The organism is Comamonas sp. 23 (assembly GCF_049601575.1).
GTDB lineage: Bacteria > Pseudomonadota > Gammaproteobacteria > Burkholderiales > Burkholderiaceae_C > Comamonas > Comamonas squillarum.
The window spans coordinates 1,072,587-1,093,181 of the sequence record NZ_CP187127.1; the positions used below are offsets into that span (position 1 = coordinate 1,072,587).

The window sequence follows — 20,595 nt, forward strand, 5'->3', positions numbered from 1 at the left end:
GCCCCTGAATTCTGGCGAGCAAGCATGCGCATATTGCTGATTGAAGACGAGCTGGAGATGGCCGCCTGGCTGGTGCGCGCCCTCAAGCAATCGAACATCGAGGCGGTGCATGCCGCGCATGCGGCGATGGCCACGCGCCTGCTGCCCGACGGCCCCTTTGATGTGGTGGTGCTCGATTTGCAACTGCCCGACCAGCATGGCTTTGACTGGCTCTCGGCCATGCGCGGCCAGGGCCGGCGTGAGCCGGTGCTGGTGCTGACCGCGCAAGGGGCGGTGCAGGACCGCGTCGAAGGCCTGCACCGGGGAGCCGATGACTACCTGACCAAGCCTTTCGATGTGGCCGAGCTGGAGGCGCGCCTGGCGGCGCTGCACCGGCGCAGCCAGGGCCGGGTGCAGGCCATGCAGCAATGCGGCTCGCTGCGCTACGACAGCAACCACCGCACCTTCTGGCTGGCCGAGCAGATGCTGGCGCTGACGCCGCGTGAGCATGCAGCGCTCGAAGCGCTGATGGCGCGCACCGGCGCGCCGGTGGGCAAGTCCAAGCTGACGGCCAAGGTCTTCCCGCAGGACAGCAGCGTCAGCCCCGATGCCATCGAGCAGGTGCTGCACCGGGTGCGGCGCAAGCTCGCGGGCGGCGATGTGCATATCGTGACCGTGCGGGGCTTGGGCTACATGCTCGAAACCCTGGTGCCCAAGGGCCCGGGCAATCCACTTTCCTCCTGACCACCATGGGCTGGCGCCTGCGTTCTTCCCCGGGCCTGCGTTTGCGCCTGCTGTGGGTGCTGGTGCCCGTGCTGATGGCCCTGCTGGTGCTAGACAGCTGGCGCGACAGCGTCAGCCTGGCACGCGAGCTCGAGCGCGCCTATGACCAGAGTCTGTTGGAGCCGGCCCAGGCGCTGTCGGACAACCTGCGTTGGGACAGTGACGGCCAGCTGAGCCTGGACGAGCCCCTGCACATCATCTCGATGTTCGAGGTGCTCAGCAGCCGGCGCAAGTTTTTGCGGGTGCAGATGCAAACCCCCGACGGGGCCCAGCAGCGCCTGTTGCTGGGCGCCGCCCAGTTCCCTGAACCCGCGCATGACCCGGCCGACCCCAGCCGCCCATTCCGCGCGGCAGACGATGACACGCGGGTGTCGTACGCCGCTGAAGTGGACCACCAGCCGGTGCGGGTGCTGGCGCTGCTGCGGGTGCTGCATGACCAGTCGGGCCAGGAGTGGCGCGTGCTGATCCAGACCGCGCAGACCAGCGCCGGCATTGAGCGCACGGTGCGCAGCCTGATGTGGGACAGCCTGCTGCGCGATGGGCGCACCTTGCTGGTGCTGGTTCTGGTGGTGTGGCTGGGCGTGGCCTGGGGCCTGCGCCCGCTCCAGGCCTTGCGCCGCGCCGTGCAGCAGCGCCGCAGCGATGACCTGCAGCCGCTGGCCACCGAGGCCGTGCCCGGTGAGGTGCGGCCGCTGGTTGATGCGATGAACCTGCACCTGGCGCAGCAGCGCGATGCGCTGGCCCAGCAGCGCCAGTTTCTGGCCGATGCCTCGCACCAGCTGCGCACGCCGCTGGCCATTCTGAGCACGCAGGCCGCCTATGCGCTGCGCGAGACCGATCCCGAGGCCGTGCGGGCGAGCTTGCGCAGCATGCTCCAGCAACTGCAGCGCGGCCGTCGCGTGTCCGAGCAGCTGCTGGCCCTGGCCCATGCCAGCCAGCCTGCCGTGCAGCAGGCCCGGGAGGGCGAGGTCTGCGACGCCAATGCGGTGGCGCGCGAGGTGGTGCTGGCCTATCTGCCGCTGGCGCTGGACAAGCAGCAGGACCTGGGCTGGATCGATGTGCGCGGCCAGGATTTTGAGGGGGATGCCGAGGGCGAGGCCGACCCGGGCGCCGCGATGGCCGCAGCGGTGCAGGCCCCCGCCACCGCCGTCTATGAGCTGCTGGCCAACCTGGTGCACAACGCGATTGCCTACACGCCGGCCCAGGGCCGCATCAATGTCTCGGTGCAGCGTGACGGGGCCTGGGTGCAGATCCGCGTGCAGGACAATGGCCCCGGCATTGCACCCGAGGACCGCGAGCGCGCCTTTGCGCGCTTTAGCCGCTTGCAGCCTGATGCTGCGCAGGCGCCGGGCGGATCGGGCCTGGGCCTGGCCATTGCCCGGGCCTATGTGCAGCGCTTCTACGGTGAACTGCTGCTGGACGATGGCGAGGCCCGTGATGGCGTTGCCGGCCGGGGGCTGACCGCCCTGGTGCGCCTGCCTGTGGCCCACGACCGAGCCTGAGCGCGCTGTCCTTTGCGGGACTGTTTTCGCTAAGTAGATTTACGTATTTTGCGGCCCCCTCTGACATTTGGCAGGTGTTTGGCAGCTTCGTTTTCTAGACTTTCCGCGCAAGTTGTAAGAAAAGGAGACGAACATGGGTCAACACAGGTCCACCCTTGCGGGTGTGCAGGGGCGCCGGGCGCCCGCCAAGGAGCGGCCATGAGCGCCGGCGGCAAGAACTACAACAAGGATTACTACGGCGGCGCGCTGATGATCCTGCTCGGTGGCAGCGCGGCCTATGCGGCGCAAAGCTACAACATTGGCTCGCTGGCCCACATGGGTCCGGGCTACTTCCCGTTTGCGGTCGGCATTTTGCTGGCGCTCACGGGCGTGCTGATCGCGCTGAACGCCAAGAAAACAGGCCCCGGCGACGAGGCGGCGCTGGTGGGACACAAGCATGAGATTCCCGATTTCCGGGGCGCTGCTTGCATCATCCTGGGCACCATTGCCTTCTACTTCTGTGGCGAATACCTGGGCCTGCTGCCCGCGACCTTTGCCATCGTGTTTATCTGCGCTTTGGGTGACCGCAGCAACAGCGTGATGGCCTGCTTCGTGCTGGCCATGTCGATGATGATCGTCGCCGTGGTGATTTTCTGGTGGGCGCTGCAGGTGCAGATGCCGCTGGTCAGGTGGGGGATGTAAGCCATGGGACAAGCATTGCAAGACCTCTGGTACGGCTTTGGCATCGCCTTCCAGGGCCATAACCTGATGTGGTCGTTTTTCGGCGTGCTGGTGGGCAACCTGATCGGCGTATTGCCGGGCATGGGCGCGCTGTCGGCGATCTCCATTCTGCTGCCACTGACCTACACCATGCATCCGGTGCCTGCGATCCTGATGCTGGCCGGTATCTTCTACGGCTCCCAGTACGGCGGCGCCATCGGCGCAATCTTGCTGAACCTGCCATCGCACCCGCCCCATGCAGTGACCTGCCTGGACGGCTACCCGATGACCAAGAAGGGCAAGGGCGGAACGGCGCTGGGGATCACGATGATCTGCTCGTTCTTTGCGGCCTCGGTTGGCATCATCGTGATGATCTTCGCCTCGCCACTGCTGACCACGATCGCGTTCAAGTTTGGCCCGGCCGAGCTGTTCTCCATCATGCTGCTGGGCCTGCTGGCGGGCTCGACCATGTCGCGCGGCTCGCCGCTCAAGGGCGTGGCGATGACCTTGTTCGGCCTGCTCTGCGGCATCGTTGGCACCGACGTGAACAGCGGCACCTTCCGCTTTGCGTTCGACATCCCGGACCTGAGCGATGGCCTGGAGATGGTGGCGGTGGCGATGGGCTTGTTCGGTATTGCCGACTTCCTGCTCAACGTCAACAAGATGAAGGCGATCACCAGCAACACCAAGATGCGCATCCGTGACATGCGCCCTTCGATGGCTGAGCTCAAGGAAGCCTTCTGGCCGATGGTGCGCGGCACCGCGGTGGGCACCTTGTTTGGCGCCATGCCCGGCACGGGCCCGACCATCACCACCTTCATCGCCTATGCGCTGGAGCAAAAGGTGGCCAAGGACCCGAGCCGTTTTGGTACCGGCATGATCGCTGGCGTGGCAGCCCCCGAGGCCTCCGCGCACTCGAAGACCCAGGTGGACTTCATCCCGACCATGAGCCTGGGCATTCCCGGTGATGCGGTGATGGCGCTGCTGCTGGGCGCGCTGCTGATCCAGGGCATTCAGCCCGGTCCTCAGCTGATCACCGAGCATCCGGACATTTTCTGGGGCCTGATCGCCAGCTTCTGGATCGGTAATGTGATCTTGATGATTCTGAACGTGCCGCTGATCGGCGTCTGGGTCAAGATGCTGGCCGTGCCGTACAAGTACCTGTTCCCTTCGGCGATGTTCTTCATTGCAGTGGGTGTGTTCACCACGCAAAACAGCCTGTTCCATATCTGGGAGGTGCTGGCCTTCGGCATCATCGGCGCCGTCTTGATGGTGCTGGACTTCTCTGTCGCCCCCATCATGCTGGGCTTTGTGCTGGGGCCGATGATGGAAGAGAACTTCCGCCGTGCGCTTCTGCTGTCCCGTGGCGACATGATGGTCTTCATGCAGCGCCCCATCAGCGCGACCTTTGTCTGCATCAGCCTGTTCCTGCTCGCTGCCGTGACCTGGTCGGCCTGGCGCAAGCGCTCGGGCGTGAGTAAGGTGGCCCAGGCCATCGCGCAGGAGACCTCGGACGCTGGCGTGGTGGTGGCCAAGTAAGGCTCGCTGCCCCAAGCAAAAGCCGCTCCTCGGAGCGGCCTTTGCTTTGGGGTACTAAGAGGCGATCAGCGCTGCAGTTGGGAGAACTCGCGCTCTACATCGGCATGGGCCTGCTGCATGGTGGTCGAAGGCGGCGGGCCCATGCGGCTCACGACCACAGCGGCGATCCAGGCGAAGGCAAAACCGGGGATGATCTCGTACAGGCCCAGCCAGCCAAACTGCTTCCAGACCAGCACGGTGACGGCCCCGACGATGATGCCGGCCAGTGCGCCGCCACGCGTCATGCGGCTCCAGAACAAGGACAGGATGATGACCGGGCCAAAGGCTGCACCAAAACCCGCCCAGGCGTAGCTCACCATGCCCAGCACCTTGGCCTCGGGGTTGCTCGCAATGGCAATGGCAATCAGCGCTACCAGCAGCACCATCGCGCGGCCCACCCAGACCAGCTCGGTCTGGCTCGCCTGCTTGCGCACAAAGACGCGGTAGATGTCTTCGGTCAGCGCGCTGGAGCAGACCAGCAGCTGGCAGGACAAGGTGCTCATCACCGCAGCCAGGATGGCGGCCAGCAAGGCGCCGGCAATCCAGGGGTTGAACAGCTGCTTGGTGATCTCCATGAATACGGTCTCGGCATTGGCGTTCACCGCGGCAGCGCCTTCCGGGTGGGCGGCGAAATACGGAATGCCGATAAAGCCCACCGCCACGGCACCGCCCAGGCACAGCACCATCCAGGCCATGCTGATGCGGCGTGCGGCCGGAATGGTCTGCACCGATGAGGCGGCCATGAAGCGCACCAGGATATGCGGCTGGCCAAAGTAGCCCAGGCCCCAGGCCAGCAGCGAGGCGATGCCCGCTACGCTGGCGCCGCGCAGCAGATCGAACTTTTCTGCCGCGACGATGGCATGCAGGTCCTGGCCGGGCTGCAGCTGGCCCTGCACGGCCAGCCAGGCAATCACCGGTGCCAGCAGCAGCGCGGTGATCATCAGCGAGGCCTGGATGGTGTCGGTCCAGCTCACGGCCAGAAAGCCGCCAATCAGCACATAGGCGATGGTGCAAGCTGCGCCCACCCACAGCGCTGTGGTGTAGGGCATGCCGAACATGTTCTCGAACAGGCGCGCGCCTGCGACGACGCCCGATGCGCAGTACAGCGTGAAGAACACCAGGATGACCAGCGCGGTAACGATGCGCAGCACGTTGCTGCGGTCCTCAAAGCGGTTGGCCAGGTAGTCGGGCAAGGTCAGCGCATTGCCGGCACGCTCGGTGTAGAGGCGCAGGCGGCCAGCTACAAAGAACCAGTTGAGGTAGGCGCCGAAGACCAGCCCGATCGCAATCCAGGATTCGGACAGACCGGTGGCGTAGATGGCCCCGGGCAGGCCCATCAGCAGCCAGCCGCTCATGTCCGAGGCCCCGGCCGAGAGTGCAGTCACAAAACTGCCCAGACTGCGGCCGCCCAGGATGTAGTCGGACAGGTTCTTCGTGCCTAGGTAGCCGAGCCAGCCGATGGCGAGCATGGCCACCAGGTAGATGGCGAACATGATCGCCGTGGGATCGTTCCAGGAAAATTGCATCACTGAGCCTCCTTGGTGTTGTGGTATTTCGGGGTGGAAGAGCGGGTGCGTAGCCTTGGCCAGGGGCCGGGTATGAACCCATCGGAATGGCGGCAGAAGAGAGCCGGCAAAGACCCGGGGTGAAAAACGCGCCCGGCCTGCAATATGGCACGGCTGCTCCCCGAAATTAACCAGCCTTATCTATTTTGATGTGACGATAGGTAATAAAAAAGCCCCTGGCCAGGAGGCCAGGGGCAGCAGTGGGCGGAGCGCCGTGGGCGGTGATCAGGCCGGCAGAAAGCCTTCCACCGACAGGTAGCGCTCGCCGGTGTCATAGGCAAAGCCCAGCACTTTGGCGTTGGGGGGCAGATCGGGCAGCTTTTGTGCAATGGCGGCCAGCGTGGCACCCGACGAGATGCCGACCAGCAGGCCTTCTTCGCGGGCCGCGCGGCGCGCGTATTCACGGGCGGGCTCGGCATCGACCTGGATCACGCCGTCGAGCACGCTGGTATCGAGGTTGCGCGGGATAAAGCCGGCGCCAATGCCCTGGATCGGGTGGGGGGCTGGTTGGCCGCCCGAAATGACGGGCGATGCGGTGGGCTCGACGGCATAGACCTTGAGCTGCGGGAACTTGGCCTTGAGCACATGGGCCACGCCCGACAAATGGCCACCAGTGCCGACACCGGTGATCAGCACATCGATGCCATCGGGGAAATCGGCCAGCAGCTCTTGGGCGGTGGTGCGCTCATGCACGGCCGTGTTGGCCGGGTTTTCGAACTGCTGCGGAATCCACGAGCCTGGGGTTTGGGCGGCCAGCTCTTCGGCGCGGGCGATCGCGCCCTTCATGCCTTTTTCCTTGGGGGTCAGGTCAAAGCTGGCGCCATAGGCCAGCATCAGGCGGCGGCGCTCGATGGACATGCTCTCGGGCATCACCAGGATGAGCTTGTAGCCCTTGACGGCGGCGACGAGCGCCAGGCCCACGCCGGTGTTGCCGCTGGTGGGCTCGATGATGGTGCCGCCGGGCTTGAGCGCGCCGGTCTTTTCGGCATCTTCGATCATCGCCAGCGCGATGCGGTCCTTGATGGAGCCGCCGGGATTGCTGCGCTCGGACTTGATCCAGACCTGGGCGCCAGCGCCGAACAAGCGGTTGATATGGACCACCGGCGTATTGCCAATGGTGTGCAGAATATTCTCAACTTTCATGGTGCCTCCAGCGGATCAGGATGAACAAAGGGGTGGAAATAGCTGAACCATTGTGACGCAGTTGATCATTCCGGCTGGAATATCAATATGTCCAAGATGTTCTTAACGACATGGGACTACAGACACCCGCCCACCGGTCTTTCCTTGATGGCTGTCAATACCGCCAGCAGCCCATCGACCGAAGATGGGCACTGAACATCATCGCCGTGCAAGGAGGCCGTTTGCTGAGTTTCAACACCACCCTGGTTCTGCTGGGCGTCTGCTGCGTCAGCCTGCTGCTGGGCTTTTCCTGGCGCGACAAGGTCTGGGCGCCCTGGCTGATGCTGGTATCGGTCTGTGGCCTGCTGGCGCTGATGGCCAGGATCATCTACGACCTTTTGTCGATGGGCTGAAAGGTCAGACCACGCTGCTGGCCGCGTCCCTGGCGCGGCGCAGTGGCGTTTTCCACAGCTCGGCCAGCAGCACGCCCAAAATGGTCATCGCTCCGCCGATCCACAGGTAGCTGTGCAGCTGCTCCTTGGCCCAGGCCGAGGCGATCAGCGCGGTCAGCAGCGGGGTCAGGTTGAAGAACATGATCGAGCGGCTGGGCCCGAGCTTGGCGACAGCCGTCATCCACATCCAGGTGGCCACAATCGAGGCCATGGTGCCGGCATACGCGACCAGGTACCAGTTGTCGGCGTTGAGGCCGACCTTGGGCGAGGCCAGGTAGAACGGCAGTTGGGCGAACATGGCCACCACCATCTGCAGGTACAGCAGCTGCCAGCTGGGCACGCGCGGCATGGCCCAGCGCTTGAGCAGGATGTTGTAGGCCGCATAGGCCAGGCAGGCCAGCAGCATCAGCAAATCGCCCCGGTTGATGCCCTGGTCCAGCAGCGATGCGGGATGCCCTTCGCTGATCACCAGCACCACGCCGGCAAAGGCCAGGACCGAGCCGATGGCGCCGCCGGCCGTCAGCACCTGGCCGAGCAGGCCCACACAGATGCCCAGCACCACCAGCGGCGACAGGGTCAGGATGATGCCCATGTGCGTGGCCGTGGTGTAGGCAGCGGCAAAGTAGGCGCAGCTTTGGTAGACCACCATGCCCAGCACGCCCAGCACCAGGATCTGGCCGGCATGGCCCCGGATGGCCTCGCGGTTGCGCCAGACCGCCGGCAGCAGCACGGGGGTGACCAGCAGCACCGCCAGCACCCAGCGCAAAAAGCCGATTTCAATGGGGGCGATGGCGCCAGCGGCTTGTTTGCTGACGACGGTGTTGCCCGACCAGATCAGGACCGCGAGCAGCGGATACAGGTATTGCATGGGAGTAGAACTTAAAAACGTCTGGCTGCTATCATCGCTGTGGCAGGTTTAAAGCCTATAGCTGTAATCAGACATTTGATGCACCAAGCCAGACATGTTGCGCTGGCCGGATGCTGCAAGGAGCCACGATGGCGACAGGCCAGGCACTGAAGATCTACGACGTGGACCAGGAGACCGCACCCTATCTGGTGCGCTACGACGAGTTTGCCGCCGGCAGTTTTGCCGATGCGCACCGCCACCGGCTGGGCCATCTGAACTACACCTCGCATGGCACGATGACCATCGTCACCCAGGGCCGGCAGCTGGTGGCGCCGCCGCAGTACGGCATCTGGATACCGCCGGCGGTGGAGCACAACTGCTATGTGCCGCAGGCTGCCGTCTACCGCTCGTTTTATGTGCAGCCAGCGCTGTGCACGGGCCTGCCCCAGCAGGCCTGCATCCTGCGCATCAGCGCCATCGTGCGCAGCATCCTGGCCGATCTGGCCCAGCGCGACATACGCCGGCCCGCGGCGCCCGAGGACCTGCGCCTGGCCGAAGTGATGGTGGACCAGCTGCGGCTGGCGCCCTCGGAGCACAGTTTTTTGCCCGCCGCCCAGACCCGGGCGCTCGTCAGCGTGCTCGATGCCCTCAAGGCCGAGCCCGGCAGCCGCCGCACGATGGCCGAGTGGGCGGCCTCGGTGCATATGACCGAGCGCACCTTGGCGCGCCACTGCCACCAGGAGCTGGGCATGGGCCTGGCCGAATGGCGCCAGCGCCTGCGCCACCTTTGCGCGGTGGATGCGCTGGGCCAGGGCCGGACGGTGCAGGAGATTGCCTTTGACCTGGGCTACAGCACGGCCTCGGCCTTTATCGCGATGTTCCAGCGCGCAGCGGGCATGCCGCCCGAGCAGTTCCGGCGTGAGTTCAGCAGCGCGGTGGCGGAGTAGGGCGGCAACACTGCATTTACCCCGGCGGCGGCCTGCAGTTTTTGTGCGGCTCGCGCGGGCAGGCGCCATTCGGTGGAATAATCACGCCTGTGAAGCCTGCCAGACCGCCGCTGGTGCTAGTGCCGAAAGGCCGCACTGGAGGAACGTCCGGACTGCACAGGACAGCGTAGCAGCTAACGGCTGCCCACCGTGAGGTGAGGATCAGAGCAACAGAGACGAGTCCGGGGGGCGTACCGCAAGGTAAACCACTCGGGGTGAAACGGGCAATCTCTACGCGCAGCAATACCAAGTAGGCCAGCGTTGATGTGGTTCCGCAGAGTTGGCGGGTAGGTAGCGTCGAGCCGTGGTGGCGACACCCGGCCCAGAGTAATGGCGGTCACGCCTGGGGCAACCCAGGTGCACAGAATCCGGCTTATCGGCAGACTTCACACTTTGATCTTGAATAAAACGGCCTCCGATGTAGATCGGTGGCCGTTTTGTCTTTTTGAGCTCGGCGGACTCAGTCCTTTTTACGGGCGCGCGGATGGGCCTGGTCGTAGACCTGGGCCAAGTGCTGAAAATCCAGCCGGGTATAGACCTGGGTGGTGGTGATGCTGGCGTGGCCCAGCAGCTCCTGCACGGCGCGCAAATCCTGGCTGGACTGCAGCACATGGCTGGCAAAGGAGTGGCGCAGCATGTGCGGGTGCACGGGGGTGGTTATGCCGGCAACCAGGCTGCGCTCGCGCAGGCGCTGCCAGACGCTGGCGGCCGACAGGCGGGCGCCGCGCACGCCGATGAACAGCGCCGCATCGCAGGGCGCCACCTGGTCGCGCACGGCCAGCCAAGCCTGCAGCGCGGCCAGCGCGGCCTTGCCCACCGGCACCACGCGGCGCTTGCTGCCCTTGCCCAGCACATGGGCCTCGGCTGCGTCCCTATCGATCCAGCCCAGCGCCTGCACGCTGGCGGCGGTATCCAGGCCCACCAGCTCGCCCACACGCAGGCCACTGCCGTAGAGCAGCTCAACCATCGCGCTGTCGCGCGCCTGCACCCAGGGGTCGCCCTGGGCCTGGCTGGATTCGGCAAAGCGCACGGCATCGTCGACCGACAAGGCCTTGGGCAGCGGCTTGGGGGATTTGGGGGCGCGCACATCCTGCACCGGGTTGCGCTCGACCAGGCCTTCGCGGCCGGCCCAGGTAAAAAAGCCACGCCAGCCGCTCAGGATCAGCGCAATGCCCCGGCCGCTGCGGCCAGCGGCATGCATCTGCGCGACAAAGCGGCGGATGTGCTGGGGGCCGAGCTGCAGCACCTCGGTATGGGCCTCGGCGGCCATGGCCGACAGGCGCTGCAAATCCAGCGTGTAGAGCGTGTGCGTGCGTGGTGCCAGCCGCTTTTGCACGCGCACATGCTCCAGGTACTGGAGCATGGGAGCGCTGAGCGCGGCGGTGTCCATGGGACTAGCGCAGGCGGCAGAGCACGCTGGCGGCAATCTCGCCAATGCGCTCGAGCAGGTCGGTGTCCATGTCGGCCTCGAAGCGGGCCGGATCGGGCGAGCCCAGTACCAGCAGGCCCCAGGCAGGCGTGTCGCCCAGGATGGCGCCATCGCGCAGCGGCAGCAGCACCACCGACTGCACCTGGGCGCTGTCGGGCAGCCAGCCGGCCGGCTCGACGCCAACATTGGGGCCGCAGTAGGGGGTGGACAGCGAGCTGGCAAAGCTGCGGGCATCGGCGCTCACGCCCTGGGCAAAGGGCTCGTTCAGGTAGGTCTCGGCCACATCCCACAGACGCAGCGCCACCTGGGGCACCTCGAAGTGCTGCATCAAGCTCTCGGCAATCACCTCGGGCAGCTGCAGCGGGTTGCGGGTCTTGACCACATCGCAGGTCCAGTGGTGGATGCGGTCGATGGTGTGGTGGTTCTGGCTGCCGTTGCGCATCATGTCCATGATGCGGTGCTCCAGGCCCTTGATCTTGTCGCGCAGCATCTCGGCCTGGCGCTCCTGCAGGCTGACGGTGCGGTTGCCGTAGGGGCTGACCATGTGCACGCCGGTCAGTACCTGGGCCTGGCGCTCGAAGAAATCCGGTGTCTGCACCAGGAACTCGGCGATGTCTTCTTCGGTAATGGGGGGAACCTGGTTGTTTGCGCTCATCGGTCTCTCTCGTATCGGCTGTTCGCCGTCTCCTCGTTCGGTCACCGCAGTATGCCGCGCTAAGACTAGTCCGGAATGCTGATCTCACCTTCGAACACCGTCGTGGCCGGGCCGGTCATCATCACCGGGTCGGCGGCCTGGCCGCTCCAGGCAATGGTCAGCAGGCCGCCCCGGGTCTGCACATCCACCGGGCTTTGCAGCAGGCCCAGCTCAATGCCGGCCACCACCGCCGCGCAGGCGCCGGTGCCGCAGGCCAGGGTCTCGCCGGTGCCGCGCTCGAACACCCGCAGCCGCACCTGATGCGCCGTTTGCACCTGCAAAAAGCCGACATTCACGCGCTCGGGAAAGCGCGGGTGGGATTCCAGTACCGGGCCTTGGGATTCGACCGGCGCGGTATCCACATCGTCGACCAGCATCACCGCATGCGGGTTGCCCATGGACACGGGCACGATGAACACGGTAGTTGGATCGACCGGCACCTGCAGCGCCAACGGCCATTTCTGCGTGTGGTGCTGGGCCACCGGCGTGAGGCCGCTGGTGTTGAAGGGGACGTCTTCTGGCACCAGGCGTGGCTGGCCCATGTTGACGGTGACGCGGCCATCGGCCATCAACTCGGGGGCGATCACGCCTTTTTGGGTCTGGACCCGGATCGCCTGCTTGTCGGTCAGGCCCTTGTCATACACAAAACGGGCAAAACAGCGCGCGCCATTGCCGCATTGCTCCACCTCGCCGCCATCGGCGTTGTGGATCAGGTATTCGAAATCGATCCCAGGGGCGGGCGAGGGCCGCACCGTCAGGATCTGGTCGGCGCCCACGCCAAAATGGCGGTCGGCCAGAAAGCGGTACTGGTCGGCACGCAGACCCAGCGGGCCGGCGGTCTCGTCGAGCACGACAAAATCATTGCCGGCGCCTTGCATCTTGGTAAAACGGATGTCCATCTGGCTATTATCGCTTTTTGGGCCCGGTCCGATGCGCAACGGGGCAGAGGGCGCAAGAAGCTGTCAACCGTGGCGTGCGCCGAGGTTGCAGATGCGGACAGTCTGGGGCCTGCGCCAGCCCCGCCCGCCCTGCCGGTGACACAGCCCGGCCATGCAAGTGTTGATAATGGCCCCATGACCCGTTCCAGCCAGCTTCTCCATGCGCAACGCGAGCCCGCACCGGCCCGCGCAGCCGCCACGGCCTTGTTCCTGCGCGATGCGCCAGACCCCCAAGGCGGGCCGGGTGCGACGCGGCTGGAGGTGCTGATGTCGCGCCGCTCCGACCAGGCCCGCTTTGCGGCGGGGCACTATGTGTTCCCCGGTGGCGCCGTCGATGCCAGCGATGCCCTGCACCACGACCTGCTGGCGCGCCGAACGGCGCAGACCACCGAGGAGCTGACCTATGCCCAGGCCGCGATCCGCGAGAGCCTGGAGGAGATGGGCGTGCTGCTGGCCCGCCACGCCGATGGCCGCTGGGCCAGCCAGGCCGAGGTGGCGGGCATGGACCGCAGCCAGCCGCTGCTGCCCCAGTGCGCGGCGCTGGGGCTGACCTTGGCGGCCGATATGCTGTGGCCGCTGGCACGATGGACGGCCGCGCAGGAAATACCGATCCGCTTTGATGTGCCCTTCTTCGTGGCACGCATGCCCGAGGGCCAGGAACCGGTCACCGACGACACCGAACAGTTCGAGGCGCTGTGGGTGCACCCCGCGCAGGCCTTGCAGCGCGCAGCCGATGGGCAGATGACGGTGATGTTCCCCACCCGGGTCACCCTGGAGCGCCTGGCCGCCTACCCCACGGTGCAGGCGCTGCTTGATGTGCTGCAGGCGCTGCAGCAGGTGCAGCCGGGCCAATGGCTGTGGCAGTCGATGCCGCGTGGCGCGATGGTCGATGGCGAGGTGCGGCGTTTTATGGAGCATGAGACTGCCTATGGCGAGCTGGCCCTGGTCTGCCCCGATGGCCAGCTGCACCATGCGCTGGGCTGGCAGAGCGCTCAGCCGGTGCCGCTGTTGAAGAACGTGCAGCGCCTGACGGCCGACAACGGCGGCACGATGACCGGCCCGGGCACCAACACCTATCTGGTCGGTGATGCCGAGACCGGCTACATCGTGGTCGACCCCGGCCCCAAGCCGCAGCCGCAGGACGACCCGCACCTGGCGCGCATCCTGGCCGCCACCGGGGGCGATATCCGCGCCATCGTCTGCACCCATTCGCATCCCGACCACTCACCGGGCGCGGCGCCGCTGCAGGCGCTGGTGGCCCAGGCAGGGCGCAGCAAACCGGTGATCTGGGGGCTGGCTTCTGCCTGCACTGCAAGGGCCGGCAGCCAGTTCACGCCGGACCAGGCGCTGCAGGACGGCCAGGTGCTGCAGCTGGCACACCCTAGCGACCCGGCGCGCAGCCACAGCCTGCGCGTGCTGCACACGCCAGGCCATGCGGCTAACCATGTCTGCCTGGTGCTGGAAGAAGACGGCCTGCTGTTCAGCGGCGACCATATCCTGAACGGCAGCACGACGGTGGTGGACCCGCCCGACGGCAATATGCGCCTCTACCTGGCATCGCTCGCCAAGCTGGCCAGCGCCTGCGAGCAAGGGCAGATCGGCTTTATCCTGCCGGCCCATGGCTATGTGCTGGCCCAGCCGCTGCAGGTGATTGCCAAGCTGCATGCGCACCGCATGGCGCGCGAGGAGAAGGTGCGCGATGCAATGGCCCAGGCGCCCGATGGCACGCCGGAAGACTGGGTGGCGATCGCCTATGCCGACACGCCCGAGCGGCTGTGGCCGGTGGCCAAGCGCTCACTGCTGGCGCATGTGGAGCATATTCGCGGGATGTGAGGCAGGCTTGGGCATTGCGCCCAAGTGCATAGAACCCCTCGCGCCGCGACAGTGTCTTTGTGGGAGGGGATGCTAGGGGGGGCGCCCAGCCGCGCAACACCGCAGCAATAGCCCAGCTATTGCGAGGATTTGCAACAATGCAGACCGCCCCTGCCCGGGCGGCCCTAGTCGGGCACCCCTTGCCGGGCGCCCACAAAGCCACTGTCCCTACGGGTTGGAGTGAAATCGGGCGATTTCTGCGCGCTGGCTCTTGCTTGCACCCCGGTGCAAGCTGCGTTCCACCCCTTCGAACTCATCCCGATTGCACTCCAACGCGGCTGCGTAGGGACTTTGAACAGGTTCTTACAGCTTGGGGATCTTGATACGGCTGATCATCAGCGAGCCCGAGACTGCAAACAGCAGCACCAGCGGGTGCAGGGTAAAGCCGCCGATCAGCACTTTGCCAAACCACAGATCGGCGCGCACCGCGTTCATCACGGCGGCCAGCGCGAGCAGGGCCACCAGCACGATCGAGGTGGGGATGGGGGTGCCTTCGAAATACTTCACCTTGCCCGATGGCCCCTCTGACAGTGATTCTGCGGTCACGTTGTAGCGCGCCAGGCGCGAGACGCCGCAGGCCACAAAGTAGCCCAGCACAATGCGGTCCCACAGGCCTTGCATGCCGCAGGCATAGGCAATGATGGCTGGCGCCACACCGAACGAGATCACATCGGCGAGCGAATCGAGCTCGCGCCCCATCGCCGATGACTTTTGCCGCCAGCGCGCAATGCGGCCATCAAAGATGTCGAAGACCAGCGCGGCCAGCACCAGGGCGGCGGCAAAGTAGATGTGCCGGCGGTCCGAGGTCTCCAGAAAGGTCATCGCCGAGAACAGCGCGCCCACGCCGCAGACGGCATTGCCCAAGGTGAACCAGTCAGCGAGGTGGAACTCGCGAATCATCGAAAAACGTTTGTGTGGACTATTCATGGATAGGATGTCTGCGGCTCAAATGCACGGGCCGCCTCTGGGGGCGCCCTGGTTGCGACCATGGTACACCCAGTATCGGCCAGCGCCAAACCGGGCGCAGGCCGTGCTCCATCAAGCGGGCAAGATCTCCATCAATCCTACAAACAATGTAGGCGGAGCCACAACATTGCAGGGCCAGACTGGCGGCACTCAAAACTGGAGCCCTGTGCCGTGACTTTCAATACCGAACAACTGCTGGCTGACGAAGCCCAATACTGCTCTTTTGGCGACACCGTTCACTACGTCAACCCCCCCAAGATCTTCAGCGGCTGCGAGGGCAGCTACATGTTTGACCAGGCCGGCACGCCTTACCTGGATTTGCAGATGTGGTACTCGGCCGTCAACTTCGGCTACAAGAACAAGCGCCTGGAAGACAAGATGATCGAGCAGTTGCGCGAGCTGCCCCAGGTGGCCAGCCAGTACCTGCACCCGACCAAGATCGAGCTGGCCAAGTTCATTGCGCAAGATGCCGAGAAAAAATGGGGCATGCCAGGCCGCGTGCACTTCAATGTGGGCGGTGCCCAGGCGATTGAGGATTCGCTCAAGGTCGTGCGCAATGCCACCCATGGCAAAAGCCTGATGTTCGCGTTTGAAGGTGGCTACCATGGCCGCACCCTGGGGGCGTCGAGCATCACCTCCAGCTACCGCTACCGCCGCCGCTTTGGCCACTTCAGCGACCGCGCGCAGTTCATTCCCTTCCCCTACCCCTTCCGCCGCCCCAAGGGCATGACCTCCGAAGAATATGCGGAGTCCATCGTGCAGGAGTTTGCGCGCAAGTTCGAGAACGAATACCACGCCGTCTGGGATCCCAAGACCCAGCAGTGCGAGTACGCGGCCTTCTATGTGGAGCCGATCCAGGGCACCGGCGGCTACGTCGTGCCACCGCCCAATTTCTTCAAGGGCCTCAAGAAGGTGCTCGACGACCATGGCGTGCTGATGGTGGTCGACGAAATCCAGATGGGCTTCTGGCGCACCGGCACGCTGTGGTCGGTGGAGAACTTTGGCGTCAAGCCCGATGTGCTGGTGTTTGCCAAGGCGCTGACCAATGGCTTGAACGCGCTGTCGGGCCTGTGGGCCCGTGAAGAGCTGATCAACCCCACGGTGTTCCCGCCAGGCTCGACCCATTCGACCTTTGCCTCCAACCCGCTGGGCACGGCGCTGGGCCTGGAAGTGATGAAGATGACGCACGAGATGGACTTTGGCCGCCAGGTGCGCGAGTCGGGGGCCTATTTCCTCGATGGTCTGCGCCAGCTGCAAAAGCGCCACCCGGAAATCGGCGATGTCGACGGCATGGGCCTGGCGCTGCGCGCCGAGATCTGCACGGCAGACGGCTTTACCCCCAACAAGGCGCTGCTCGACAAGATGGTGGACCTGGGCCTCGAAGGCAAGCTCGAATACCAGGGCCAACGACGCGGCCTGGTGCTGGACGTGGGCGGCTACTACAAGAACGTGATCACCTTCGCGCCATCGCTGATGATCAGCCGCAGCGAGATCGACGAAGCGCTGGTGCTGCTCGACCAGCTGATCAGCCTGGCCAAGCGGTCCTGCGCTTGAGCGAGCCACTGCGCCCTGCGCGCAACCAGTTGGAGCCCTCGGCACTGATCGGGCAGTTTGCCGCGCATCCGCCCGAGGGCTTTGTGGTGCGCTCGGACCGGCCGTTTCCGGCCTTTCGCGCGCCCTTCGATCTGCTGACCACGGCCGACGCGGCCGTCAAGCGCTGGGTGCTACGGCTGCCCGGCGGTGCCTGGCTGGCGCAGCGCTTGCGGCTGCGCACCGATTTTGTCGGCTCGACACTGAGCGAGTACCTGGTGCTGCCCCCGGAGGTGGCGATGGACAAGCTCGCTGGTGAGCTGCGCCGCCACGCGGGGCGCTGCATGCTGACCGTCGTCAAGGACCTGCCGCAGGACTCGCCGCTGCTGCCCCCGGCCGACAATGCCGATGCCCGCCGGCTGGCCCAGGCGCTCCAGCACCAGGGCTTCATCCTGGTCGAAGGCCAGGCGCTGGCCTATGTCCCTATCGATTTCGAGCGCATCGATGCCTACCTGGCGCGGCTGTCGAAGAACCGGCGCTCCGACCTGCGCCGCAAGCTCAAGAGCCGCAGCCAGCTGCAGATCCGCCGCATTCCCACCGGCCCGGCCTTTGCCGACGAGCAGCTGGTCGATGCCTACTACGCGCTGTTCGAGGCCGTGTATGCACAAAGCACGCTGCATTTCGACAAGCTCACACGCAGCTTTTTTGCCGCGGTGCTGCGCGACGCCAGCAACCAGGGCCTGGTGTTCGAGTACCGCGATGCGCAGGATGGTGCCCTGCTGGGCTGGAACCTGTGCTTTGCCCATGATGGGCGCCTGGTCGACAAATACATCGGCCTGTCCTACCCGCGTGCGCGCCAGACCAACCTGTACTTCGTCAGCTGGATGGTGAACCTGGAATATGCGCTCGAATGCGGCCTGTCACACTATGTGGCCGGCTGGACCGATCCCGAGGTCAAGGCGCAATTGGGCGCCAGCTTCACGTTTACCCAGCATGCGGTCTACATCCGCAACCCGCTGCTTCGGGCCTTGGGGCGGCGGTTTTCCCGGCATTTTGAAAGTGACCGCGCATGGCAGGAGCAGCGATGACCCCCTTGGTGCTCGATGTCGATGGCTCTGTCGGCCCCTTGGCCGGCGAGCTGCGGCTGCCGCTGGGCGACTGGCAGGAGGCGATCCGTTTTGGGTCATCGCTGGGCCGCTACCAGCAGTTCCGCCGCCATGTGCAGGCGCAACTGCCCGCGCAGCATGGCACGGCCTGGATGGGCAGTGGCGATTTCCACCACCTGTCCTGGCTGCTGATCGAGCACTGCATCGCGCGCCAGGGCTACACAGCGGCGCGCCCGCTGCGCGTGGTGGTGCTGGACAACCACCCCGACAACATGCGCTTTCCCTGGGGCGTGCATTGCGGCTCCTGGGTACGGCGCATTGCCATGCACCCGGCGGTAGCGCATGTGCATGTGGCGGGCATCACCTCCGCTGACATTGGCGCCGGCCACGCCTGGGAGAACTACCTGGGCCCGCTGCGTGGCGGCAAGCTCAGCTACTGGAGCTGCGGCGTGGACACGGGCTGGGCGCGGCGCCTGGGCCTGTCGGCCGCCTTTCGCGCGTTCCCCAGCCTCGATGCATTGACCGATGCCTTGGCGGCAACCCTGGCGCGCGAGCGCCAAAGCACCTACCTGAGCATCGACAAGGATGTGTTTGCCACCGACGTGGTCACCACCAACTGGGACCAGGGCCAGATGCGCGCGGCGCAGGCGCTGGGCATCATTGCAGCGCTGGAGGGCCAGCTCGTGGGCAGCGATATCACCGGCGATGTGTCTTCGTGGCGCTATGCCACCTGGTGGAAGCGCTGGCTGAGTGCCGGTGATGGGCAGGACACGGCCATGGATGCACAGGCGCTGGCGCAGGCCCAGGCAGGGCAGCATGCGCTCAACCAGCGGCTGCTGGCGGCCTTGTCAGCGTCCGCGTCAGCGCCGCCAGCAGCTGGGCAAACAGCGCATCGCTGAGCCAGGCGCTGTTGCTGATGGCCAGCAGGCGCTGCGCCCAGTCGCGGGCCTGCGGCACCGGGTCGTGCAGGGCCTCGCCCAGCAGGGGCGCGTAGCGCGCGTAGTCGGGCAGCACCTGGCTGAAGGGCAGCGACAGGCCCCAGCCGCTCGCCCAGTGCGCCTGCATCAGCGCATCGCGCTGGGCGGCGCTGGGCAGGCGCAGCAGAATCACCGGCCAGATGCCCTGCGCCTGGGGCGCGGCATCGTCCACCACCTCCAAACCCGGCAGGGCGCGCAGCTGAGTGATGCGCTGCTGCGCCTGCTGCTGGGCCTGCTCCCAGTGCCCACGCAGCCGCACCAGTGCGCGCAGGGCTACGCGCTGGCGCCCGGCGCCCAGGCTGTGCTGCGGGATCTGGCTGTCAAAATCATCGCCGGCCGCCTCCACCCAGTCGCCCCGCGCCAGGCTGCGCCGCAAGGGGGCGCCGTAGACGGCGTCCAGCAGCGCCGGCCGATAGGCTGCGGTGTATCCGAGCAGCGCCAGGCTGCGGCGCAGCTCCCAGGCGAGGTGGGGCCGTATGGATTGCTGGTGCTGCGCGCGCAGCGCTGCCATCAGCACCGGCTCGCGTGCCAGCAGCACGCCGCCTTCATAGGTGCTCAGGCCTTTGCCCACCGCCAGGCTGAACAGCGCGATATCGCCCTGCAAGCCCACGCTGCGGCCGTGCACGCGGGCGCCCAGGGCCTGGGCGGCGTCTTCGATCACATAGGCGCCGCAGGCCTGGGCGCGGGGCAGCAGGCTCGCGACATCGGCCACCCGGCCGCCCAGGTGGGTGGGTACCACGGCCAGGGTGCGGTGGCTGAGCAGCGCGTCGAGCGCGTTGCCATCCAGGTCCAGGCGGTCGGGCGACAGATCACACAGCCGCAGCTGCAGGCCGCACTGCGCCACAGCCATGGCCACCAGCGGGCAGGTGTAGGCGGGCACCACGACTTCGCAGCGCTCGGGGGCCCGCTGCTGCAGGGTTCGCAATGCCAGCATCAGCGCGGAGGTGCCCGAGCACTCCAGCAGCACCTCGTCCACGCCCAGCCAGGTGGCCAGCGCCCGGTCTAGCCGCGGGTCCCCCCAGGGGCGCAGATCGCCCAGCTGCAGTGGCAGGCCGGCGGTGGGCGGTACCGTGATGCGGCGCGCAGTCATCGCTGGGGGCCCTGGCGGTTGCCTGCCATCAGCGGGCGGCCGCGCTGGCGCCTGCCGCGCTGTCCGCCGGGCCCTGTGCCAACTTCTCTGCCGGCTCGGCGGCGCCATGGTCCTGGGCTTCGCTCACCGCCAGGCAGGCAATGCCGGCGATGATGAACGCGCAGCCCAGAATCTGGGGCAGGCCGATGGTCTCCTGGAACAGATAGTGCGACAGCAGCAGCACCGAGATGATCTCCAGGTGCGAGGCGGCAAAAGCCGGGCCGACCGGCGCGCGCCGCAGCAGATGCATCCAGGTGAAGAAGGCGCCGATATAGCCGACCAGCGCGCCATAGATCCAGGGCTGGGCAAACACGCGCCAGAGCCAGGAGGGGCTGAACTCCAGCGGCAGCGCGGCATCGCCCGCCTTCTTGAAGCTCAGCTGGGCCAGCGTGTCAAAGGCCATCAGCACCAGAAAGCCGACCAGGTAGAAGCGCTTCATGC

The 20,595-nt window shown here is 66.1% G+C and carries 19 protein-coding genes and 1 other RNA gene; 11 read left to right on the forward strand and 9 right to left on the reverse strand.

Going from position 1 to position 20,595, the window contains the following annotated elements:
* Positions 1-24 precede the first annotated feature (24 nt).
* The 4 genes from ACPEE1_RS04785 (at position 25) to ACPEE1_RS04800 (ending at position 4,502) form a co-directional block, all read left to right on the forward strand.
* Positions 25-723 carry a response regulator gene (locus tag ACPEE1_RS04785; protein WP_260718215.1) on the forward strand — a complete coding sequence of 233 codons (699 nt, stop codon included), beginning with the start codon at positions 25-27 and terminating at the stop codon, positions 721-723.
* 5 nt (positions 724-728) lie between these two features.
* The gene (locus tag ACPEE1_RS04790) at positions 729-2,264 is read left to right on the forward strand and encodes a sensor histidine kinase (protein WP_423935401.1); all 1,536 of its coding nucleotides are present in this window, start codon (positions 729-731) and stop codon (positions 2,262-2,264) included.
* 198 nt (positions 2,265-2,462) lie between these two features.
* A complete protein-coding gene (locus ACPEE1_RS04795; protein ID WP_243419366.1) occupies positions 2,463-2,945 on the forward strand; it encodes a tripartite tricarboxylate transporter TctB family protein in 483 nt (160 codons plus the stop codon).
* Positions 2,946-2,948: 3 nt separating this feature from the next.
* Positions 2,949-4,502, forward strand: a complete 1,554-nt coding sequence (locus tag ACPEE1_RS04800; protein ID WP_116926518.1) for a tripartite tricarboxylate transporter permease — start codon at positions 2,949-2,951, stop codon at positions 4,500-4,502.
* Positions 4,503-4,567: 65 nt separating this feature from the next.
* Here ACPEE1_RS04800 and putP read toward each other — a convergent pair whose 3' ends face one another.
* Both putP and cysK read right to left on the reverse strand, forming a co-directional pair.
* A complete protein-coding gene (gene putP, locus ACPEE1_RS04805; RefSeq protein WP_116926566.1) occupies positions 4,568-6,067 on the reverse strand; it encodes a sodium/proline symporter PutP in 1,500 nt (499 codons plus the stop codon).
* Between the two features lie 264 nt (positions 6,068-6,331).
* Positions 6,332-7,249: a cysteine synthase A gene (cysK, locus tag ACPEE1_RS04810; RefSeq protein WP_182343603.1), complete on the reverse strand. Its 918-nt coding sequence runs from the start codon at positions 7,247-7,249 to the stop codon at positions 6,332-6,334.
* Between the two features lie 221 nt (positions 7,250-7,470).
* On the opposite strand from cysK, the gene ACPEE1_RS04815 reads away from it, so the two are divergent.
* On the forward strand, positions 7,471-7,641 hold the full coding sequence (locus ACPEE1_RS04815; RefSeq protein WP_423935404.1) for a hypothetical protein: 171 nt from the start codon (positions 7,471-7,473) through the stop codon (positions 7,639-7,641).
* Between the two features lie 4 nt (positions 7,642-7,645).
* On the opposite strand, the gene ACPEE1_RS04820 is transcribed toward ACPEE1_RS04815, so the two are convergent.
* Complete coding sequence (locus ACPEE1_RS04820) at positions 7,646-8,548, reverse strand: DMT family transporter (RefSeq protein WP_260718211.1); 903 nt, start codon at positions 8,546-8,548, stop codon at positions 7,646-7,648.
* A gap of 128 nt (positions 8,549-8,676) precedes the next feature.
* Between ACPEE1_RS04820 and ACPEE1_RS04825 the strand changes: the two genes are divergently transcribed.
* Positions 8,677-9,474, forward strand: a complete 798-nt coding sequence (locus tag ACPEE1_RS04825; protein WP_116926564.1) for an AraC family transcriptional regulator — start codon at positions 8,677-8,679, stop codon at positions 9,472-9,474.
* Between the two features lie 91 nt (positions 9,475-9,565).
* An RNA gene (gene rnpB, locus ACPEE1_RS04830) (RNase P RNA component class A) lies at positions 9,566-9,905 on the forward strand.
* Between the two features lie 68 nt (positions 9,906-9,973).
* On the opposite strand, the gene ACPEE1_RS04835 is transcribed toward rnpB, so the two are convergent.
* From ACPEE1_RS04835 to dapF, 3 genes are all read right to left on the reverse strand, one after another.
* Positions 9,974-10,903 carry a tyrosine recombinase XerC gene (locus ACPEE1_RS04835; RefSeq protein ID WP_423935407.1) on the reverse strand — a complete coding sequence of 310 codons (930 nt, stop codon included), beginning with the start codon at positions 10,901-10,903 and terminating at the stop codon, positions 9,974-9,976.
* A gap of 4 nt (positions 10,904-10,907) precedes the next feature.
* Positions 10,908-11,597, reverse strand: a complete 690-nt coding sequence (locus ACPEE1_RS04840; RefSeq protein ID WP_260718210.1) for a DUF484 family protein — start codon at positions 11,595-11,597, stop codon at positions 10,908-10,910.
* A 65-nt stretch (positions 11,598-11,662) separates the two neighbouring features.
* Positions 11,663-12,535: a diaminopimelate epimerase gene (dapF, locus tag ACPEE1_RS04845; RefSeq protein ID WP_116926513.1), complete on the reverse strand. Its 873-nt coding sequence runs from the start codon at positions 12,533-12,535 to the stop codon at positions 11,663-11,665.
* Between the two features lie 174 nt (positions 12,536-12,709).
* On the opposite strand from dapF, the gene ACPEE1_RS04850 reads away from it, so the two are divergent.
* The gene (locus ACPEE1_RS04850; RefSeq protein ID WP_182343597.1) at positions 12,710-14,407 is read left to right on the forward strand and encodes an MBL fold metallo-hydrolase; all 1,698 of its coding nucleotides are present in this window, start codon (positions 12,710-12,712) and stop codon (positions 14,405-14,407) included.
* 342 nt (positions 14,408-14,749) lie between these two features.
* Here ACPEE1_RS04850 and pssA read toward each other — a convergent pair whose 3' ends face one another.
* Positions 14,750-15,373 (reverse strand): CDP-diacylglycerol--serine O-phosphatidyltransferase, encoded by a 624-nt coding sequence (pssA, locus tag ACPEE1_RS04855; protein ID WP_182343595.1) that lies wholly within the window; start codon positions 15,371-15,373, stop codon positions 14,750-14,752.
* A 210-nt stretch (positions 15,374-15,583) separates the two neighbouring features.
* On the opposite strand from pssA, the gene ACPEE1_RS04860 reads away from it, so the two are divergent.
* The 3 genes from ACPEE1_RS04860 to ACPEE1_RS04870 are packed head-to-tail and all read left to right on the forward strand — an operon-like array spanning position 15,584 to position 18,947.
* Positions 15,584-16,966: an aspartate aminotransferase family protein gene (locus tag ACPEE1_RS04860; RefSeq protein ID WP_260718209.1), complete on the forward strand. Its 1,383-nt coding sequence runs from the start codon at positions 15,584-15,586 to the stop codon at positions 16,964-16,966.
* Positions 16,963-18,030 carry a GNAT family N-acetyltransferase gene (locus tag ACPEE1_RS04865; RefSeq protein ID WP_243419365.1) on the forward strand — a complete coding sequence of 356 codons (1,068 nt, stop codon included), beginning with the start codon at positions 16,963-16,965 and terminating at the stop codon, positions 18,028-18,030. The genes ACPEE1_RS04860 and ACPEE1_RS04865 overlap by 4 nt, the downstream gene beginning before the upstream one ends.
* Positions 18,027-18,947, forward strand: a complete 921-nt coding sequence (locus tag ACPEE1_RS04870; RefSeq protein WP_423935410.1) for a hypothetical protein — start codon at positions 18,027-18,029, stop codon at positions 18,945-18,947. The genes ACPEE1_RS04865 and ACPEE1_RS04870 overlap by 4 nt, the downstream gene beginning before the upstream one ends.
* On the opposite strand, the gene ACPEE1_RS04875 is transcribed toward ACPEE1_RS04870, so the two are convergent.
* Complete coding sequence (locus ACPEE1_RS04875; RefSeq protein WP_116926509.1) at positions 18,871-20,115, reverse strand: DegT/DnrJ/EryC1/StrS family aminotransferase; 1,245 nt, start codon at positions 20,113-20,115, stop codon at positions 18,871-18,873. The two genes, ACPEE1_RS04870 and ACPEE1_RS04875, sit on opposite strands and share 77 nt — an antisense overlap.
* Before the next feature lie 28 nt (positions 20,116-20,143).
* Positions 20,144-20,593: a DMT family transporter gene (locus tag ACPEE1_RS04880; RefSeq protein WP_260718207.1), complete on the reverse strand. Its 450-nt coding sequence runs from the start codon at positions 20,591-20,593 to the stop codon at positions 20,144-20,146.
* Positions 20,594-20,595: the final 2 nt, after the last annotated feature.

Bases quoted from the DNA above. Each gene is read 5' to 3' on its own strand.
- ACPEE1_RS04790 (WP_423935401.1), top strand. From the start codon at position 729: ATGGGCTGGCGCCTGCGTTCTTCCCCGGGCCTGCGTTTGCGCCTGCTG.
- pssA (WP_182343595.1), bottom strand. From the start codon at position 15,373: ATGAATAGTCCACACAAACGTTTTTCGATGATTCGCGAGTTCCACCTC.
- ACPEE1_RS04825 (WP_116926564.1), top strand. From the start codon at position 8,677: ATGGCGACAGGCCAGGCACTGAAGATCTACGACGTGGACCAGGAGACC.
- ACPEE1_RS04800 (WP_116926518.1), top strand. From the start codon at position 2,949: ATGGGACAAGCATTGCAAGACCTCTGGTACGGCTTTGGCATCGCCTTC.
- ACPEE1_RS04820 (WP_260718211.1), bottom strand. From the start codon at position 8,548: ATGCAATACCTGTATCCGCTGCTCGCGGTCCTGATCTGGTCGGGCAAC.
- ACPEE1_RS04795 (WP_243419366.1), top strand. From the start codon at position 2,463: ATGAGCGCCGGCGGCAAGAACTACAACAAGGATTACTACGGCGGCGCG.
- cysK (WP_182343603.1), bottom strand. From the start codon at position 7,249: ATGAAAGTTGAGAATATTCTGCACACCATTGGCAATACGCCGGTGGTC.
- ACPEE1_RS04840 (WP_260718210.1), bottom strand. From the start codon at position 11,597: ATGAGCGCAAACAACCAGGTTCCCCCCATTACCGAAGAAGACATCGCC.
- ACPEE1_RS04870 (WP_423935410.1), top strand. From the start codon at position 18,027: ATGACCCCCTTGGTGCTCGATGTCGATGGCTCTGTCGGCCCCTTGGCC.
- putP (WP_116926566.1), bottom strand. From the start codon at position 6,067: ATGCAATTTTCCTGGAACGATCCCACGGCGATCATGTTCGCCATCTAC.
- ACPEE1_RS04850 (WP_182343597.1), top strand. From the start codon at position 12,710: ATGACCCGTTCCAGCCAGCTTCTCCATGCGCAACGCGAGCCCGCACCG.
- dapF (WP_116926513.1), bottom strand. From the start codon at position 12,535: ATGGACATCCGTTTTACCAAGATGCAAGGCGCCGGCAATGATTTTGTC.
- ACPEE1_RS04875 (WP_116926509.1), bottom strand. From the start codon at position 20,115: ATGACTGCGCGCCGCATCACGGTACCGCCCACCGCCGGCCTGCCACTG.
- ACPEE1_RS04880 (WP_260718207.1), bottom strand. From the start codon at position 20,593: ATGAAGCGCTTCTACCTGGTCGGCTTTCTGGTGCTGATGGCCTTTGAC.
- ACPEE1_RS04785 (WP_260718215.1), top strand. From the start codon at position 25: ATGCGCATATTGCTGATTGAAGACGAGCTGGAGATGGCCGCCTGGCTG.
- ACPEE1_RS04835 (WP_423935407.1), bottom strand. From the start codon at position 10,903: ATGGACACCGCCGCGCTCAGCGCTCCCATGCTCCAGTACCTGGAGCAT.